Origin of the sequence: Gordonia sp. LUNF6, assembly GCF_047041125.1 — a bacterium.
Taxonomy (GTDB): Bacteria; Actinomycetota; Actinomycetes; order Mycobacteriales; family Mycobacteriaceae; genus Gordonia; species Gordonia sihwensis.
Map to the genome: position 1 here is coordinate 585,242 of NZ_CP178181.1, position 17,935 is coordinate 603,176.

The 17,935-nt window shown below is 69.1% G+C and carries 19 protein-coding genes; 16 read left to right on the forward strand and 3 right to left on the reverse strand.

Annotated elements, in window-relative coordinates:
- The first annotated feature begins 19 nt into the window (after positions 1–19).
- Together ACK8HH_RS02735 and ACK8HH_RS02740 are read left to right on the forward strand one after the other, a co-directional pair.
- Complete coding sequence (locus ACK8HH_RS02735) at positions 20–1,180, forward strand: sensor histidine kinase (protein WP_006894289.1); 1,161 nt, start codon at positions 20–22, stop codon at positions 1,178–1,180.
- Entirely contained in the window at positions 1,177–1,866 is a 690-nt protein-coding gene (locus ACK8HH_RS02740) for a response regulator transcription factor (protein ID WP_006894290.1), read from the forward strand. The genes ACK8HH_RS02735 and ACK8HH_RS02740 overlap by 4 nt, the downstream gene beginning before the upstream one ends.
- Before the next feature lie 57 nt (positions 1,867–1,923).
- Here ACK8HH_RS02740 and ACK8HH_RS02745 read toward each other — a convergent pair whose 3' ends face one another.
- Entirely contained in the window at positions 1,924–2,787 is an 864-nt protein-coding gene (locus ACK8HH_RS02745; RefSeq protein ID WP_006894291.1) for a hypothetical protein, read from the reverse strand.
- 79 nt (positions 2,788–2,866) lie between these two features.
- Between ACK8HH_RS02745 and ACK8HH_RS02750 the strand changes: the two genes are divergently transcribed.
- From ACK8HH_RS02750 to ACK8HH_RS02790, 9 genes are all read left to right on the forward strand, one after another.
- Positions 2,867–3,817, forward strand: coding sequence for a Ppx/GppA phosphatase family protein (locus ACK8HH_RS02750; protein ID WP_006894292.1), 951 nt, complete (start codon positions 2,867–2,869; stop codon positions 3,815–3,817).
- Positions 3,818–3,848: 31 nt separating this feature from the next.
- Positions 3,849–4,664 (forward strand): hypothetical protein, encoded by an 816-nt coding sequence (locus ACK8HH_RS02755; RefSeq protein ID WP_006894293.1) that lies wholly within the window; start codon positions 3,849–3,851, stop codon positions 4,662–4,664.
- A gap of 10 nt (positions 4,665–4,674) precedes the next feature.
- Positions 4,675–5,556 (forward strand): sugar phosphate isomerase/epimerase family protein, encoded by an 882-nt coding sequence (locus tag ACK8HH_RS02760; protein WP_006894294.1) that lies wholly within the window; start codon positions 4,675–4,677, stop codon positions 5,554–5,556.
- Complete coding sequence (locus ACK8HH_RS02765; RefSeq protein ID WP_006894295.1) at positions 5,546–6,397, forward strand: thioesterase family protein; 852 nt, start codon at positions 5,546–5,548, stop codon at positions 6,395–6,397. The genes ACK8HH_RS02760 and ACK8HH_RS02765 overlap by 11 nt, the downstream gene beginning before the upstream one ends.
- 57 nt (positions 6,398–6,454) lie before the next feature.
- Positions 6,455–7,333 (forward strand): pyrroline-5-carboxylate reductase, encoded by an 879-nt coding sequence (proC, locus tag ACK8HH_RS02770; protein WP_006894296.1) that lies wholly within the window; start codon positions 6,455–6,457, stop codon positions 7,331–7,333.
- 183 nt (positions 7,334–7,516) lie between these two features.
- Complete coding sequence (locus ACK8HH_RS02775) at positions 7,517–7,759, forward strand: helix-turn-helix domain-containing protein (protein ID WP_039866574.1); 243 nt, start codon at positions 7,517–7,519, stop codon at positions 7,757–7,759.
- A gap of 235 nt (positions 7,760–7,994) precedes the next feature.
- Positions 7,995–8,096 carry a 30S ribosomal protein bS22 gene (locus ACK8HH_RS02780; protein ID WP_003402602.1) on the forward strand — a complete coding sequence of 34 codons (102 nt, stop codon included), beginning with the start codon at positions 7,995–7,997 and terminating at the stop codon, positions 8,094–8,096.
- 64 nt (positions 8,097–8,160) lie between these two features.
- Positions 8,161–9,219 (forward strand): NAD-dependent epimerase/dehydratase family protein, encoded by a 1,059-nt coding sequence (locus tag ACK8HH_RS02785; protein ID WP_062366311.1) that lies wholly within the window; start codon positions 8,161–8,163, stop codon positions 9,217–9,219.
- Positions 9,220–9,275: 56 nt separating this feature from the next.
- Positions 9,276–10,352, forward strand: coding sequence for a lysophospholipid acyltransferase family protein (locus ACK8HH_RS02790; protein WP_006894299.1), 1,077 nt, complete (start codon positions 9,276–9,278; stop codon positions 10,350–10,352).
- Here the strand turns inward: ACK8HH_RS02790 and ACK8HH_RS02795 are convergent.
- The gene (locus tag ACK8HH_RS02795; RefSeq protein WP_062366313.1) at positions 10,349–11,179 is read right to left on the reverse strand and encodes an RCC1 domain-containing protein; all 831 of its coding nucleotides are present in this window, start codon (positions 11,177–11,179) and stop codon (positions 10,349–10,351) included. The genes ACK8HH_RS02790 and ACK8HH_RS02795 overlap by 4 nt on opposite strands.
- A gap of 7 nt (positions 11,180–11,186) precedes the next feature.
- Positions 11,187–12,329, reverse strand: a complete 1,143-nt coding sequence (locus tag ACK8HH_RS02800) for an HAD family hydrolase (RefSeq protein ID WP_006894301.1) — start codon at positions 12,327–12,329, stop codon at positions 11,187–11,189.
- 137 nt (positions 12,330–12,466) lie between these two features.
- Here ACK8HH_RS02800 and ACK8HH_RS02805 point away from each other — a divergent pair, with 137 nt between their 5' ends.
- From ACK8HH_RS02805 to hemB, 5 genes are all read left to right on the forward strand, one after another.
- Positions 12,467–12,706, forward strand: coding sequence for a glutaredoxin family protein (locus tag ACK8HH_RS02805; RefSeq protein ID WP_006894302.1), 240 nt, complete (start codon positions 12,467–12,469; stop codon positions 12,704–12,706).
- Between the two features lie 169 nt (positions 12,707–12,875).
- A complete protein-coding gene (locus ACK8HH_RS02810; RefSeq protein WP_006894303.1) occupies positions 12,876–14,210 on the forward strand; it encodes a glutamyl-tRNA reductase in 1,335 nt (444 codons plus the stop codon).
- A gap of 54 nt (positions 14,211–14,264) precedes the next feature.
- Positions 14,265–15,212 (forward strand): hydroxymethylbilane synthase, encoded by a 948-nt coding sequence (gene hemC / locus ACK8HH_RS02815; RefSeq protein ID WP_006894304.1) that lies wholly within the window; start codon positions 14,265–14,267, stop codon positions 15,210–15,212.
- Positions 15,213–15,315: 103 nt separating this feature from the next.
- Positions 15,316–16,923: a uroporphyrinogen-III synthase gene (locus ACK8HH_RS02820; protein ID WP_006894305.1), complete on the forward strand. Its 1,608-nt coding sequence runs from the start codon at positions 15,316–15,318 to the stop codon at positions 16,921–16,923.
- 14 nt (positions 16,924–16,937) lie between these two features.
- A complete protein-coding gene (gene hemB, locus ACK8HH_RS02825; protein WP_006894306.1) occupies positions 16,938–17,924 on the forward strand; it encodes a porphobilinogen synthase in 987 nt (328 codons plus the stop codon).
- Positions 17,925–17,935: the final 11 nt, after the last annotated feature.

Consider the following 17,935-nt stretch of genomic DNA (forward strand, 5'->3'; position numbering starts at 1 on the left):
GGCGGAAGACGCGATCACGGTGAGTACCCGATCTGACGAATCCGGTTCGGAGGACACACCACTGGAAGATCTGGTGATCGTCGACGACGGCCGGTCAAGGCCCGACCTCCTCGGACTGATCGTCGCGCACACCACCACCGGGATGGTCGCCGTCGACGAGTTCCACAACGTGGTCCTCTACAACAAGCGCGCCGTCGAACTCGGCATGGTTCGCGACACGATCGCCGACGGAGTGGCCGAGGCCGTCACCGAGGTCTTCGTCACCGGCATCGATCGGCATTTCGATTTCGTTCCGCCGCATTCGTCGCTGGGCTTCCTGTCGACGGGCCGCACCATGCCGCGGCAGGTGGAGAACGTCCGCTGCATCGCACGGCTCGCGTCCCGAGACGGCGAGCGGTACGCCCTGGTGTTCGGCGACGACGACTCCACCAATCAACGGGTGGAGGCCACGCGACGCGACTTCGCCGCCAACGTCTCACACGAGTTGAAGACGCCGCTCGGCGCCATCAGCCTGATGGCCGAGGCGATGCTCGAGTCGCGCGACGACCCCCAGGCGGTGGAGCACTTCGGCCGTCGGGTGCTGAAGGAAGCGACCCGGATGGGCACGCTGGTCAACGAGCTGATCGGGCTGTCGCGCCTGCAGGAGGGCCGGATTCCCGAGTTCCAGGCGGTCGACGTCGACTCGCTGGTGGAGGATGCGGTGGCCGCCGCCGGCGTCTCCGCGGAGGTCGCCGAGATCGAACTCGTCGCTGATGCGGCCAGCGGACTGCAGATCCAGGGCGACCGCACCCTGCTGCTGACCGCACTGTCGAATCTCCTGGTGAACGCCATCAATCACTCGCCCGCGGGCGAGGTGGTCTCGGTGAGCCGCAAGGTGGTGAACCTCGACGACGAGGAGATGGTCGTGATCGCGGTCACCGACCGCGGTATCGGGATCGCACCCGCCGACCAGCAGCGGGTCTTCGAGAGGTTCTTCCGCGTCGACAAGGCGCGGTCGCGCGCGACCGGCGGCACCGGGCTCGGGCTGGCGATCGTCAAGCACGTGGCGGCCAGTCATGGCGGTCACATCGGACTGTGGAGTCGGCCCGGAACCGGATCGACCTTCAGCCTGTACATCCCCATCGACCCGGCTTCACCGAGCGACGACGGGTCGACGAACGCAGAGGAACTCACGAGTTGACGCACGTACTGATTGTCGAAGACGAGGAATCGCTGGCCGATCCGCTGGCCTTCCTGCTCCGTAAAGAGGGGTTCGAGGCCAGCATCGTCAACGACGGTTCGGAGGCGGTCTCGACCTTCGAGCGAGTCAATCCCGACATCGTCCTGCTCGACCTGATGCTGCCGGGTGTCTCCGGCACCGAGATCTGCAAGTCGATCCGGGCCAAGTCGGCGGTGCCGGTCATCATGGTGACCGCGCGTGACAGTGAGATCGACAAGGTCGTCGGACTGGAGCTGGGGGCCGACGACTACGTCACCAAGCCGTACTCGGCACGCGAGCTCATCGCCCGCATCCGCGCGGTCCTGCGGCGCGGGGGAGTGGTGGCCGACGACGAGGACGCCGCCATCGGCGTCGTCGAGGTGGGACCGGTGCGGATGGACGTCCAGCGGCACACCGTGACGGTCTCGGGCGAGGAGGTCACGCTGCCGCTCAAGGAGTTCGACCTCCTGGAGTATCTGCTCCGGAACTCCGGCCGGGTGCTCACCCGCAGCCAGCTGATCGACCGGGTGTGGGGCGCCGATTACGTCGGCGACACCAAGACGCTCGACGTGCACGTGAAGCGTCTGCGTTCGAAGGTCGAGCCCGATCCGTCGCAGCCGCGCCATCTCATCACCGTCCGCGGCCTCGGATACAAGTTCGAGCCCTGACAGAGCAGCGGGCCCTGACAGAGCAGCGAGCCCTGACAGCGCAGCGGGCCGGTGCGGTCACAGCTGTTCGTACTTGATGTCGGTGCTTCGGCGGGAGGTGGCCGCGGCGGTCGCCGGATGCACCGCGACGAGTCCGAGGTCGTTGCGCCGGCGGCAGGCCGCCGCGAGAACCTCGTAGGCCGCCTCGCCGATGAGCTCGATCAATTCGGGCCGGTACGACTCGAAGACCTGCTTGGCGCCCGTGTGCGCCTCGGGTGAGCCGGAGCAGTACCAGTCGAGGTCGTGGCCGCCCTCGCCCCAGCCCCGGCGGTCGAACTCCGTGAGCGTGGTCTTGAGGATCTCACTGCCGTCCGGCCTGGTCACCCAGTCCTGCTCGCGGCGCATCGGCAACTGCCAGCAGACCTCGGGTTTCACCGTCAGCGGCTCGATGCCGCGGCGCAGCGCCATCGAATGCAGCGCACAGCCCTGACCGGCGGGGAATCCCGGGCGGTTGAGGAAGATGCACGCTCCGTCGTGCAGACGGGTCTTGAGCGACGGTTCGCCCTCCAGATCCTCGGCCTCCTCGAGGTAGCCGTCGTCGCCGAGCGGGTCGGGCCCAGAACCGCGGTCGAAGAGCTCCCAGTCGTCGCGCGTCAGGAGCGCCACTCCTGCGGCGAGCTTCTCGCGATCGTCGTCGTCGGTCAGGTAGGCGCCGTGTGTGCAGCAGCCGTCCGACTGCCGGCCGGCGACGATTCCGTGACACGCCGGGGTGCCGAAGACGCAGTTCCACCGCGACAGCAGCCACGTCAGGTCGGCGCTGATCAGGTGCTCGTCGTCGTCGGGGTCGACGAACTCGTACCACTCGCGCGGGAAGTCGAGGGGCACTTCGGGGACGCGGTCATTCCGCCGCTTCTTCCCGGGCTTCTTACTAGAGCCAGACACGGGGTTCCTCCATCGGTACAACGCTCCACGGTAGACCTTCGGCTCGCATCGCCGTCCGCCGCGCAGTAATTTTGGTCAGGTGCGATTAGGAGTGCTCGACGTGGGCAGCAACACCGTTCATCTGCTGGTGGTCGACGCGCATCGGGGCGGTCATCCGACGCCGATGAGTTCGACGAAGGCGGTGCTGCGGCTGGCGGAGGAGATCGACGGCACCGGAAAGATGACCAAGGCCGGTGCGGATTCGCTGACCGCGACAGTCAAGGACTTCACCCGGATCGCCAAGGCCTCGGGCTGCGAGCAGGTGATGGCCTTCGCGACCTCCGCGGTACGCGACGCCACCAACACCGGAGAGGTCCTCGACCAGGTCAAGAAGGCCTCCGGGCTCACCGTCGACGTACTGGAAGGCGTCGACGAGGCGCGGCTGACCTCCCTCGCGGTACGCCGCTGGTACGGCTGGAGCGCGGGCCGGATCCTCACCTTCGACATCGGCGGCGGCAGCCTGGAGATGACCAACGGGGTCGACGAGGAGCCGGATGTCGCGCTGTCGCTGCCGCTCGGCGCCGGGCGGCTGACGCGCGAATGGCTGCCCGGCGACCCGCCGAGCAAACGTCACGTCTCGGTGCTGCGGGACTGGCTCGACGCCGAGCTGAAGCAGCCCGCCAAGGAACTCCGTGCCGCGGGGAAGCCGGATCTGTCGGTGGGTTCGTCGAAGACCTTCCGGTCGCTGGCGCGTCTGACCGGTGCCGCGCCCTCCGGTGCCGGGCCGCGGGTGCGACGGACGCTCACCGTGAGCGGCCTGCGTCAACTGATCGCGTTCATCTCGCGCATGACGGCCGCCGATCGCGCCGATCTGGAGGGGGTCAGCGCCGATCGCGCGGCGCAGATCGTGGGCGGCGCACTGGTGGCGGAGGCGGCGATGAGGGCCACCGGTGTGGATACACTTGAGATCTGTCCGTGGGCTCTGCGGGAGGGCGTCATTCTCCGTCGTCTGGATGCGGAGCCGGCCGGGGCGATGGTGAGCACCGGCTAGTCGATCGACTTTTTACGGGGGTACCCCAGGTATGGCGAAGGATTCCGAACCACGCGCGAAGCCGATCACGGTCTCGGAACTGATCGCTCGATCCGAGTCGAGCGGTTCCGCGTTTCCCAAGTCCGATGAGGACGACCGCCCGACGCGACCGGTCATCGGGGCATCCGGAATGCCGTCGCACGTTCCCGCCGCACCGAAGCTCCCCGACCCCGTAGACGACGCCGATCCGAATGTGGTGACCGGAATCATCCCCATCGTCGACGACGATGACGAGTCGCCGCTGGCGCCGGTGCCCGGCGACGATCTGGTCGGCGTCGACCTGCCGCCGCTGGAGTACCGGTCGGCCGTCACCGATCCGGGCCCGGAGCCGGACCCCGATCTGGTCGGTACCGCGCAGTTGAGCCCGATCACCGACTCGGCGGCCGAGCCGGTGGCAGGCGACGACGTCGCCGACGATCATCGCCGTGTCGCGTCGGCCGCCGATCTGGAGGCCGCGGAGGCCGAAGAGGCCCAGGCCGAGATGGAAGCCCAGCAGCGTGCCGAACACCTCGCCGAAGAGGAGTCGGAGAAGCGCAGGAAGTCGCACAGTCCCTCCGCACTGATGGGCTGGCTGAGTCTGATCGCCGAGGTGGTGATCGGTCTGGCTGCCGGTGCCGGTCTGTTCTGGGGCTTCACCGAACTGTGGAAGCGCTACATCTACCTGGCGCTGATCCTGGCCGTCGTGGTGATCTTCGCGATCGTCACCTTCGCCCACGTCCTGCGGAAACGAGATCTGCCGACCACATTGTTGGCTCTCGGCGTCGGAATGCTGGTGACCATCGGGCCACTGGTCCTTCTGGCGGCCTGAGTCGGTCCCGGTGTCGCAACTGCGTTTCCCGATCCCGATCGGGCTGTCCACCGCGTCGGTCTACCCGCAGAGCACCGAAGCAGCGTTCGGCTACGCCGCCGATCTGGGCTACGACGGGGTCGAGTTGATGGTGTGGGGAGAGGGTGTGAGCCAAGACATCGCCCACGTCGCCCATCTGTCCGCTCGGTACCAGGTGCCGGTGCTCTCGGTCCACGCGCCGTGCCTGCTGATCTCGCAGCGCGTGTGGGGACGTGACCCGAAGGCCAAGCTGCGGCGATCGGTGCAGGCGGCCGAAGACCTGGGGGCGACGACGGTCGTCGTCCACCCGCCCTTCCGCTGGCAGCGCGACTACGTGCGCGGCTTCGACGATCTCGTCAAAGAACTGGAGGCCTCCTCCGATGTGGCGGTGGCCGTGGAGAACATGTTCCCGATGCGGGCCGACAGGTTGTTCGGCGCCGGTCACAAGGCGGCCAGGCGGATGGCCGAGCGGGGCGGGTCTCCGGGACCGAGCGCGTCGGCCTTCGGTAAGTCCATCGATCCCACGGTGGACGGATACGAGCACTACACCCTCGACCTCTCCCACGCCGCGACGGCAGGCGCCGACGCCCTCGCTCTGCAGACGCGGATGGGGGACGGACTCGAGCATCTGCACCTCACCGACGGCACCGGCGCCGCCCACGACGAGCATCTGATCCCCGGGGACGGCTCGCAGCCGTGCATCGAAGTGTGCAAAAGGCTCGCCGACAGCGATTTCTCCGGCGCCGTGATCCTCGAAGTGCACACCGGATCGGCGCGGACCCGGAACGAGCGCGCCGCGATGCTCGCGCGGTCTCTGGACTTCGCCCGCACCCATCTTCACCGCGACCCGAAGGACACTCGGCATGACGACTGATCTGGCCTCCCTGACCGACCTGGAACCGATCGGGGTGAGCTCGGACGGCCGCGCGACCTATCGAGCCCGGATCGATCCGGTCTTCACGATCGGGCCCAAGGTGCACGGCGGGAGCGTTCAGATGGTGGTCGCGGCCGCCGCCGAGCGTGCCTACCGCGATCTGGGCGGGCCGGACCCGCAGGCGGCGGTCCTGGCGGTCTCGAGTGATTTCCTCCGGGCTCCGGATCCGGCGGAGGTCGACGTGACGGTGTCGTCGGTGAAGACCGGCGCGACCGTGTCGCTGGTGCGAGTCGATGTGCGCCAGGACGAGCGCGTCTGCGTGACGTCCACGGTGACGCTCGGGCGCCCGGATCACGGAGACGCGCGCTACCGGGGCCACTCGAGCGTCGCTGACCTGCCGGCCGCCCCGCCGGCGGGCTCGGCCGACCTCTACTCCACGCCGGTCGGCGAGGTGGTGCATCTCGGGGCGGCACTCGACGTGGTTCTGGACATGGACCGTTTCCCGGCGCTTCGCGGCGAGACCGGCGACCCGGTGGTCCGCGGCTGGACTCGACCCAAATGCGCCGACCGCCTGCCCGTCGCCGTGAGCGCGGGGTTCCCGATCCTGGTGTGCGACCTGTCTCCTCCGGTGGTGATGAACCTCGGTATGTTCGGCTGGGCTCCCACGGTGCAGCTGACCACCTACCTGACCAGAGTCCCCGCTCCCGGATGGCTGCGATTCGCGGCCGAGAGCCAGGAGGTGGGGCAGCGGATGTTCGCCGAGGACCACATCGTGGTGGACTCGACCGGTGCGACGGTGGCTCGCTCGCGGCAGCTGGCACTGACTCCCGCCGGGCGATGACTCTCCCCGGCGCTGATACGCAAGACTTCGACAAACTGTGAAAGGTAGTGATCGCCCATGACCGAGCGGGTCGCGATTATCGGTGGCGGCAAGATCGGCGAGGCACTCCTCGCCGGACTGATCAGCGCGGGGAAACCCGTCAAGGACCTGGTGGTCGCCGAGCGCTCGCCGGAGCGGTCGGCCGAGTTGGTCGCCGACTACGGCGTCCGGGTCTCCGACGACATCCCCGACGCCGTCGAGGGGGCGCGCGTGGTCTTCATCGCGGTGAAGCCGGACGCCGTCGACATGGTGCTGCAGAAGCTGTCCGTCGCCGAGGACAACGGCGAACTGGAGCGGATCACGGTCACCCTCGTCGCAGGTATTCCGACGCCGCGGTACGAGGCGGCGCTGCCTGCCGGTTCGCCGGTCATCCGCGTGATGCCGAATACGCCGATGCTGGTGAACGAGGCCATGTCGGCGGTCAGCCCCGGCCGGTACGCCGAAGACGACCAGGTGGCGCTCACCGTGCGCCTCCTCGAATCGGTCGGCAAGGTGATGGTGGTGCCCGAGAAGCTGATGGACGCCGTCACCGCCATCTCCGGCTCCGGTCCGGCGTACTTCTTCCTGATGGTGGAGGCGATGATCGACGCCGGTGTGGCGCTCGGACTGACCCGTCCGCAGGCGAGCGAACTGGCCGTGCAGACGATCAAGGGAGCCGGGTTGCTCCTGAGCGAGTCGGGACTGTCGCCGGTGGAACTGCGCGCGGCCGTCACCTCGCCCGCCGGTACCACCGCGGCGGCGTTGCGCGCGTTCGAGCGCGAGGGCCTGCGGCATGCGGTGAACGAGGCCACGCTGGCTTGCGCGGAGACGAGCGCCAAAACTGCACGTCGAGTGGAAGTTGAGGGTTCGGGCGGAGGCGTCCAGCTGGGCGCCGAGACCGCAAGCGAGCAACAGTAGCGCCTCAGCCTGCGCTTATCCGGGATCTGCCGTCGGCGCGGCGAGTTGCACCCCTGGGATTCCGCCACTCACGTCGCACTTTTCACATTGGTCACGCTAGGCTGCTAGCAGCACGTACGTGTCTGATGTCCGCCGGAGGGGAAGCCGGTGGCCGCGATGCGTGCACTGAAGGTTGGTATTTTCATGGCTGCTGCAGAAAAGCCCGGCGAACGGAATGAATTCACTGATCGCGGAGTCGGCAACTCCTCCGCCACGCAGTTCCTCACCGTCGCCGAAGTCGCATCGCTGATGCGAGTGTCGAAGATGACCGTGTACCGACTCGTCCACAACGGTGAACTGCCGGCTGTGCGCGTCGGCCGGTCGTTCCGCGTTCACGCCAAGGCCGTGCACGAATACTTGGAGACCTCGTACTTCGACGCCGGCTGACCGGTCGAGATCGCCTGCGATCCCCCTCGCGCCCCGCGCCGAGGGGGTTTCGGCGTCTCTCCGGCGGATCCGCCCGAACGGTGGCGTGGGGCTGATTAGCCTCACGTTCGTCCGATCGGTAAGATTATCCGTCAGGTCGCTGTCGCCTGGTTGCAACCCCTGTCGGCGACGGCCCGGCATGAGTCCTCGGGCCAGGCCACATGAGTTCATCAGTACCGATCGTGAGGGAGACCCCATGGGTTCCGTAATCAAGAAGCGCCGCAAGCGCATGTCGAAGAAGAAGCACCGCAAGCTTCTGCGCCGCACGCGAGTCCAGCGCCGCAAGCTCGGCAAGTGAGCCACTCAGAACCCGCCCTCGTGGCGGGTTCTGTGCTTTGCGGGGTCGGCGATAAAGTGGGCCCATGACCGAGGACCGGAGTGGCGAGCAGCCGCCGCGCTCAGTGCTGGTGACCGGGGCGTCCACCTTCCTGGGCGGGTACCTGGTCACCCGATTGGCGGCGAACCCCGACATCGAACGGGTCGTCGCCGTCGACTCCCGAGTGCCGACCAAGGTGCTGATGCGCCGGATGGGACGCGCCGACTTCCTGCGTCTGGACATCCGGCGTCCGGCGATCGCGAAGGCCATCGCGAGCTACGACGTGGACACCGTGGTGCACGCGGCGCCGTCGATCCTCGACAGCGTGGAGCACACCGCCGCGATCAAGGAACTCAACGTGGTCGGCACCATGCAGGTCTGCGCGGCGTGTCAGCGGAGCCCGTCGGTGCGGCGGCTGGTGCTGCGTTCGAGTGCGATGGTCTACGGTGCGGGGCCCAGCGACCCGGGCTTCTTCTCGGAGGGCACGCCGGCGCGCAAGGAGCCGCGGCGGGGCTACGGTCGCGACCTGATCGACATGGAGGGCTATGCGCGCGGACTCGCGCGGCGCCGACAGGACATCGACGTCTCGATCCTGCGGTTCCAGTCGATCCTCGGCCCGCGGATCCGGACCCGCATGAGCGCGTATCTGTCGCTGCCGGTGGTGCCGACGGCCTTCGGGCGTCAGCCCCGGTTCCAGTTCCTTCACGAGGAGGACGCGCTCGCCGCCCTCGAGCACGCCACCCTGAACCGGCGTCCGGGCACCTTCAACATCGCAGGCGACGGTGTGGTGACGCTGTCGCAGTCGGTGTACCGCGCAGGACATCTGAAACTTCCGGTGCCGGCAGGGTTGATCTCGCCGCTGACGGGCGTGCTGCAGGGCGGCGGCCTGCCGGGCATACGGTCGGAGAACACCTCGTACCTGTCCTACGGGCGGGTTCTCGACACCACCCGGATGCGGACCGAGCTCGGCTTCGTTCCGCGGTATTCGTCGCTGGAGACGCTCGACGATTTCATCGAGCGGGGCGGAAGCGAGCCGGTGATCTCGTCGGACACGTGGCGGGCGTTGGAGCATCAGGCCGTCGCGGCGGCGACGCGGCTTCAGTAGACCGGTGTCGCGCGCATACGATATGAGCAGGGTTTTCCAGAGCGGGGGTATCGAAGATGGCAGCGGCCGAACGGCCCGGTGATTCGCGTACGGCGAAGGTCATCGCGCTCTACACGGATCCGAACGCGCAACGACGTTCAGCGGGAACCGGGCATCCGAACACCGACGGTTTCGGCCGCCCCGCCGCCGGCGTGACGCCGATCCACGAGGGCATCGAACTCCACGACGAACCATCCGCCCCGGTCGAACCGGTGCGGCATTCGCCGCTGTTCAGTCTCGGTGGGCTGCGCGGGGCGATTGCGGACTCGCTGATCGCCACCAGCGGGTTCATCAGGGAACGGCTCACCGGCGACTACGAGGTGGACGAGTTCGGTTTCGATCCACACTTCACCGAATCGGTCTTCTTCCCGGCAGTGCGCCAGGTGTACGAGAAGTGGTTCCGTGTAGAGGTGACCGGAGTCGAGAACCTGCCGACCGCCGGAGCCGGCCTGCTGGTGGCGAACCATGCGGGATCGATCCCGATCGACGCGGTGATCACCTCGCTCGCCGTGCGCGACAACCATCCCGAGGGCAGGTACCTCCGACTGCTGGCCGCCGACATGGCGTTCGAGACGCCGGTGGTCGGAGACCTGGCCCGGCGGGTGGGCGCGACCCTGGCGTGCAACGACGACGCCGACGCGCTGCTGCGTCGCGGGGAGCTCACGGCGGTGTGGCCCGAGGGGTACAAGGGCATCGGCAAGCTCTACAAGGACCGCTACAAGCTGCAGCGCTTCGGCCGCGGCGGATTCGTGACCACCGCATTGCGCACCGGTGCGCCGATCATCCCGGTCTCGATCGTCGGATCGGAGGAGATCTACCCGATGATCGCCGACCTGAAACCGCTGGCGCGGGCACTCGGTCTGCCGTACTTCCCGATCACGCCGCTGTTCCCGTGGCTGGGGCCGCTCGGGGTGATCCCCCTCCCGTCCAAGTGGCACATCCACTTCGGCAAGCCCATCCGGACCGACGGTTACGACGAATCGGCCGCCGACGACCCGATGACCGTCTTCGACCTCACCGATCACGTCCGCGAGGAGATTCAGCAGACCCTCTTCCGGATGCTGAGCCGCAGGGGCTCGGTCTACCTCGGCTAGCGGCACCGCCAGCCGGCCACCGCGCACTGGTGATCGGCGTCGCTGCCCGCCGCCAGGACCGTTCCGTCGGCTCGCAGGCCCAGGCTGTGCTCCGCGCCCGCCGCGACGGCGACCACATCCCGCCACGACGACACGGCGCACTGTCCGCGACTGTCGTCCCCCGCGGCCAGCACACGTCCGCGCTCGTCGACTCCCAGCACGTGGTGGCTGCCCGCGGCGATGTCGACGATCCCTCGCCATCGGCCCGTCTCGGCCAGGCCTTCGCCGGTGGTCAGCACCCGGCCGTCGCGGGTGACCGCCACCGTGTGCAGAGAGCCTGCGGCGACAGCGCGGACCCGTCGCCAGTCCGCGACCTCGCACTGGCCGCGACGATCGTTGCCCGTCGCGACCACGGTGCCGTCATGGCGGAGGCCCACTGAGTGCCAGTCTCCGGCCGCAACAGCCACCACGTCTCTCCAGCAGCCCACCTCGCACGCACCTTCCGCGGTGCGTCCGGCGGCCGCCACCGTCCCGTCGGCCAGGACCCCGAGGGTCCGGCGCCAGCCGGCGGCGATGGCGACGACCCCGGTCCAGTCGGAGACCTCGCACTGGCGGTCGCCGTTCCACCCGGTCGCCGTCACCGTCCCGTCGGCGCGCAAGCCGACGGTGTGCGAGCGGCCGGTGTTGGCAGCGGCGTGGACGTTGCCCGCCGCCACGGCGACCACCTCACGCCAGTGGCTCACGGCGCACTCGGGAGCATTCGGCCTGCCTGCGGCGACCACGCGGCCGTCCCGCCGGACTCCGACGGAGTGGCGGCGCCCGGCCGCGATGACGGGACGCGGATTCACCGCCGGGTCACCTGCGGCGCAGCACCTTCGATGCGACCGCGGCCGCGCCGCCCGCGGCACCGACCACCATGGCGGTCTGCACGCCGTACTTCGCCGCTTTGCGTGCGGTGCGGAAGTCGTACTGCTCCCAGCCCCGCACGCGGGCGATCTCACGCAGGTCGGGGTCCGGGTTGATCGCGACGGCGGTGCCGACCAACGAGAGCATCGGAACGTCGTTGTGCGAGTCGGAGTACGCGGTGCAGCGTTTGAGGTTGAGGCCCTCGCGGACGGCGATCGTGCGGACCGCGTGAGCCTTGCCCGGACCGTGCAGGATGTCGCCGACGAGCCTGCCGGTGAAGACGCCGTCGACGCTCTCGGCCACGGTTCCGAGCGCGCCGGTGAGCCCGAGCCGCTTGGCGATGGTCTGTGCGAGTTCGACCGGAGTGGCGGTGACGAGCCAGACCTGCTGTCCCGCATCCAGATGCCGTTGGGCGAGCGCCGCGGTGCCCGGCCAGATCTTGTCGGCGATGTACTCGTCGTAGATCTCCTCGCCGAGTCGGACGAGTTCGGCGGTCTCACGCCCGGCGATGAACGACAGCGCCTTGTCTCGGCCCTCGGCGACGTCGCCGGCGTTCTCCTTGCCGGTGATCCGGAACTTGGCCTGCTGCCACGCGAATTCCATGATGTCGGTGTAGGAGAAGTAGTTCCGTGCGGCGAGGCCGCGGGCGAACAGCACGATCGACGCACCGTGCACCAGCGTGTTGTCGACGTCGAAGAAGGCGGCTCCGGTCAGGTCGGTGACCTGGCCGCCGTCCGTGTCGGGGGTCCGCGCGCGCAGTGATTCGATCGCGGCCTTCGCGGCGGCCTCGCCGGCGAGCACCTGGCGGAGTTCGCCGGCCGTCTGACGGAACCGGCCGGCGCGCTGGGAGATCCATTCGCCGACCCGTCGAGCGTCCTCATCCTCCGAGCGCTCCTCCGCACGGCCGGCTTCGCTCCCGTCCGGACCGTCGAGCAGGCCGCCGTCCCGGTCCTCGCGCGGTTCGTCGTCGTGCGCCACGTCGTACTGCTCCGCCTCCAACTCGGCGGCCTCGTGCCGGTCCGCCTCGAGCTCGGCCGCCTCCTCGGCGGTGAGGTCCTCCGAATCGGGACGGTCCATCGAGTCGCGGCTCACGGGCCACCCTCCTTCTCCTGGGCGGAATCGGTCGGAGTCCAGCCTATCGCGGGACGGGGCCGGTCGCGCCGGGCCCGTGCGGGGTGGACGGCGGTGATCTTTCGTACACTCGCGGTGTGGAAGCAGTCGTCGAATTGATGTCGCGCACCGGATGTTCGGCGTGTGCCCGCGCCGAAGAGGAACTGCGGGGGATCCTGGCCGACTACGGGCTGGCGATGCAGGTGATCGACGTCGATCGACGTGCACGGGAGGGCGACCCGCTGCCGCGCGCCGAGTACGGCGACCGGCTCCCGGTGGTCGTCCTGAACGGCGTCGAGCACAGTTACTGGGAAGTCGACGAGGGCCGTCTGCGTGCCGACCTGGAGGCCCTGCGGTAGCGGCCGCGGTGTGCGTGCGAGCGTGCATTTGCCTGTGCGCTTGATCTAGCCTGAAAACTGTATGTCCACTCGGCCGACCGGGCCGGGGCTGGAAAGAGGAGCGAGCACCGGCGGGTGGTCGGCGGGCATCGAGGTGTCTCCGGCGACGGCGGGTGGGAGGCGTGTCACTGTGAGTGTCTTGTTGTTCGGCGTGTCCCATCGGAGTGCTCCGGTATCGGTCCTCGAACGACTCGCCGTCTCCGACTTCGACCGCCCGAAGCTGGTCGACGCGCTGTTGTCCTCACGCACCGTCTCGGAGGCCATGCTGGTCTCCACCTGCAACCGAGTCGAGATCTACGCCGTCGTGGACGCTTTTCACCCCGCCCTCGAAGCCGTCGGCAGGGTGATCGGAGACCACAGCGGGCTCTCGGTCGCCGAACTCACCGACCACGCCTATGTGCGGTACTCGGAGGCGGCGGTGGAGCATCTGTTCACCGTGGCCGCGGGTCTTGACTCGATGGTGGTCGGCGAACAGCAGATCCTCGGGCAGATCCGGTCCGCGTACTCCGACGCCGATGACAACCAGTCGGCGGGCAGCACGCTGCACGAGCTGGCGCAGAAGGCGCTCCGGGTCGGCAAACGCGTCCACACGGAGACCGGCATCGACCGCGCAGGCGCCTCGGTGGTCTCGGTGGCCATCCATCGCGCCAAAGCCATCCGGGGCGATCAGGCGCCGATCCGCCGAGCCGTCGTTCTCGGTGCCGGCGCCATGGGGTCGCTGGCGACGAGCCGGCTGGCCGGCGACGGCGTCACCGACATCACCGTCGTCAACCGCACCGCGGCGCGCGCGGACGAGGTCGCCGCGACGGTGGCGGAGAAGTACGGGATCACCGCGCGCGGAGCCACTTTCGACGACATCGCGACGGTGATGGCCGACGCCGACATCGTCGTCACCTGTACCGGTTCGGTGGCCGCGGTGGTCCAGGTGGGCGACGTGCACTCCGCGCTGACTCGACGGACCAACGTGGCACCGCTGATGATCTGCGACCTCGGTCTCCCGCGCGACGTGGATCCAGCCGCGGGCCGGCTGCCCGGCGTGCACATCGTCGACATCGAGGGTCTGCGCGGCGACGACCAGACCCGCGCGGCCGAAGCCGATGCGCTCGCGGCCCGCTCCATCGTCGCGGGCGAGCTGGCCGAGTACCTCGCGGTGCAGCGTCAGGCGGAGGTCACCCCCACCGTCGCCGCACTCCGTCAGCGGGCCGCGGACGTGGTGGAGGCGGAGATCCTGCGACTCCAGAGCCGGTTGCCGGACCTCGACAGTGGCCAGCGCGACGAGGTGGCCAAAGCGGTGCGCCGCGTGGCGGACAAACTGCTGCACGCCCCGACCGTTCGGGTCAAGCAACTCGCGTCGTCCGGTCGCGGTGACCACTACGCGGAGGCACTCCGCGAACTGTTCGAACTCAAGCCCGGGGCGGCCGAGTCCGTCGCGGCTTCCGAGTCGGGCATCGACGAACTGCGCTGACCGCTCCGGTCGGCGCAGGCATCACCACATCCAGCAGAACAGGACGAGTCAATCGTGCAGGATTCCGCCAGCCGGACCATTCGCATCGGGACCCGCGGGTCGCTGTTGGCGACCACGCAGGCGCAGGACATCGCCGACCGGCTCACGGCGGCCGGGCACCCCGCGGAGCTGAAGATCATCAGCACCGCGGGCGATACGTCGACCGCGCCGGTGGCGCAGATCGGCGTCGGCGTCTTCACCACCGCGATCCGGCTGGCGTTGCGCGCCGGCGAATGCGACGTCGCGATCCACTCGTACAAGGATCTGCCCACCGCGCCCGAGGACGATCTCGCCATGGGTGCGGTGCCGACTCGGGTGGATCCCCGAGACGCGCTGGTCAGCCGTGGTGGCATGGTGCTCGGTGAGCTGCCGAGCGGCTCGGTGATCGGCACCTCGTCGCCCCGACGTGCCGCGCAGCTTAGAGCACTGGGTCTCGGTTTGGAAATTCGCCCCCTAAGAGGCAACCTTGATTCTCGGTTGGGCAGAGTCGCGAGCGGTGAGCTGGACGCGATTGTGGTAGCCCGAGCCGGGCTGGTGCGGATCGGCAAGGCCGATGTCGTCACCGAGGCACTTGACCCCTTGGTCATGCTGCCGGCACCGGCACAGGGCGCCCTGGCTGTGGAATGTCGTTCCGACGATGCCGAACTGGTGAGAATTCTCGCCGAGTTGGACGATCCGTCCACCCGCGCAGCGGTCGACGCCGAGCGTGCGGTACTCGCGGCCCTGGAGGCCGGGTGCACCGCGCCGGTCGGTGCGCTTGCCGAGGTGGTCGAATCGATCGACGACGATGGGCGCATCTTCGCCGAACTGTCGCTCCGTGCGGTGGTGGCGGCCGAAGACGGATCCGAAGTGATCCGGGCTTCGGTGGTGGGCCCGGTCGATCGGGCCGCACAACTCGGCAAGGACCTCGCCGCCGAACTGCTCGAGCTCGGTGCCGCCGCACTGGTCCCCAAGGGGGACTAGCCCGCGGCCACGCCGAACCCGCGCAGTAGGAGAACCTTTATCCCGCCGTGGCGGGGTAGGAACGAACTGCAGCCCCGGGGGCGGGGCAGGAGAGTGCGAACGCATGAGCCGTACGAAGAATGCTAATCCCGGCCGGATCCTGTTCGTGGGGTCGGGTCCCGGAAATCCGGATCTGCTTACCGTGCGAGCGCAAAACGTCCTGGTGAACGCGACCTCCGCGTACGTCGATCCCGACGTGCCCGCCGGTGTGCTCGCGGTGATCGGTTCGGCGCACGCCGTGGCCGAGCCCGCGCCGACCAGGGCCGGCCGCAAGGCCGCCGCCGAGCAGGCGTCCGAGGCGCCCGAGGTGACCAAGCCCGCGCTCGGTGATCCCGCGCAGGTCGCCAAGACGCTCGTCGCCGAGGCCAAGACCGGAGTCAACGTCGTTCGCGTGGTCGCGGGCGACCCGATGAGCTCCGACGCCGTTCTCGCCGAGGTCACCGCCGTGGCCCGGACCAGCGTGCCCTTCGAGGTGCTGCCGGGCATTCCGGCGGCCTCCGCCGTCCCGAGCTTCGCCGGCATGCCGCTGGGATCGGGTCACACCGTCGCCGACGTGCGCGGCGACGTCGACTGGGCGGCTCTGGCCGCGGCACCCGGCCCGCTGATCCTGCACGCCACCTCTGGCCACCTCGCCGAACTCGCCAGCGCGCTGACCGAGCACGGTCTCGCGCCGCAGACACCGGTCGCGATCACCGTGAACGGCACCACCTGCGCGCAGCGGACCATCGAGGCGACGCTGGCGACCCTCAACGAGAACGGCAACGCTCTCAACGGCCCCCTGGTGGTCACCGTCGGAAAGATCGTGACCCAGCGGGGCAAGTTCTCGTGGTGGGAGTCGCGGGCGCTGTACGGCTGGACGGTCCTGGTGCCGCGCACCAAGGACCAGGCGGTCGACATGAGCGATCGACTCGTCTCGCACGGAGCCATCCCCAAGGAGGTGCCGACCATCGCGGTGGAGCCGCCGCGCAGCCCGGCGCAGATGGAGCGCGCGGTGAAGGGCCTGGTGGACGGCCGGTACCAGTGGGTCGTGTTCACCTCCACCAACGCTGTTCGCGCCGTCTGGGAGAAGTTCGCCGAGTTCGGTCTGGACGCGCGCGCCTTCTCCGGTGTGAAGATCGCCTGCGTCGGAGAGGGGACCGCGGCGAAGGTCCGCTCGTTCGGTGTGGAGCCGGAACTGCTGCCGACCGGCGAGCAGAGTTCGCTCGGCCTGCTCGAGGTGTTCCCGCCTTACGACGAGGTCTTCGACCCGGTGGACCGCATCCTGCTTCCGCGTGCCGACATCGCCACCGAGACGCTCTCGGAGGGCCTGCGCGATCGCGGTTGGGAGATCGACGACGTGACCGCGTACCGCACCGTGCGCGCCGCACCGCCGCCCGCCGAGACGCGCGAGATGATCAAGACCGGCGGCTTCGACGCGGTCTGCTTCACCTCGAGCTCCACCGTCCGGAACCTGGTCGGCATCGCGGGCAAGCCGCACGCACGGACCATCGTCGCGTGCATCGGTCCCAAGACGGCCGAGACGGCGGTCGAGTTCGGTCTGCGCGTGGACGTGCAGCCCGAGACGGCGTCGATCGTCGATCTGGTCGACGCGCTGGCCGCACACGCCGCACAGCTGCGTGCCGAGGGGGCGTTGCCTCCGCCGCGCAAGAAGTCCCGACGTTCGCGGTCGTGAGGTGAGCTAGCGAGATGACCGGTCCGTTCATCCGCCCGCGCCGGCTGCGGCAGACCCCCGCCATGCGGCGGCTGGTCGCCGAGACCCGGCTGCATCCGTCCCAGCTGGTGCTCCCGATGTTCGTCGCCGACGGCATCGACGAGCCCCGGCCCATCTCCTCGATGCCCGGCGTGGTGCAACACACCGTCGACTCGCTGCGCGCCGCGGCGCACGACGCGGTCGACGCGGGAGTCGGTGGACTCATGCTGTTCGGGGTACCGCGAGCCGAGGACAAGGATGCGACCGGTTCGGCCGGCGACCGCCCCGACGGAGTGCTGAACCGCGGGCTCGAGGCCCTGCGGGCGGACTTCGGCGACGAGACCGTCCTGATGGCCGACACCTGTCTGGACGAGTTCACCGATCACGGACACTGCGGGGTGCTGACCGAGAGCGGTGACGTCGACAACGACGCCACCCTGCGCCGATACGAGTCGCTCGCCGTCGCGCAGGCGCGGGCCGGTGCGCACGTGGTGGGGCCGAGCGGGATGATGGACGGCCAGGTGGCCGCGATCCGCGACGCTCTCGACGCCGAGGGCTTCATCGACACGACCATTCTCGCGTACACAGCCAAGTACGCTTCGGCGTTCTACGGGCCGTTCCGGGAGGCCGTCGATTCATCACTCGTCGGCGACCGCCGCACATATCAGCAGGATCCGGCGAACCGGCTGGAGTCCGCGCGCGAACTGCTCGCCGACCTCGAAGAGGGCGCCGACATGGTGATGGTCAAACCCGCCATGAGCTACCTCGACATCGTCCGGGACGTCGCCGACCGGACCGACGCGCCCGTCGCCGCGTACCAGGTCAGCGGTGAGTACGCGATGATCGCCGCGGCCGCCGAGCGCGGCTGGATCGACTTCGACGCGGCCATCGACGAATCGGTGCTGTCGATCGCCCGCGCCGGTGCGTCGATCGTGCTGACGTACGCCGCGCCCGAGGTGGCGCGTCGACTCGCCCGCCGGTGATTAGGCTGGAG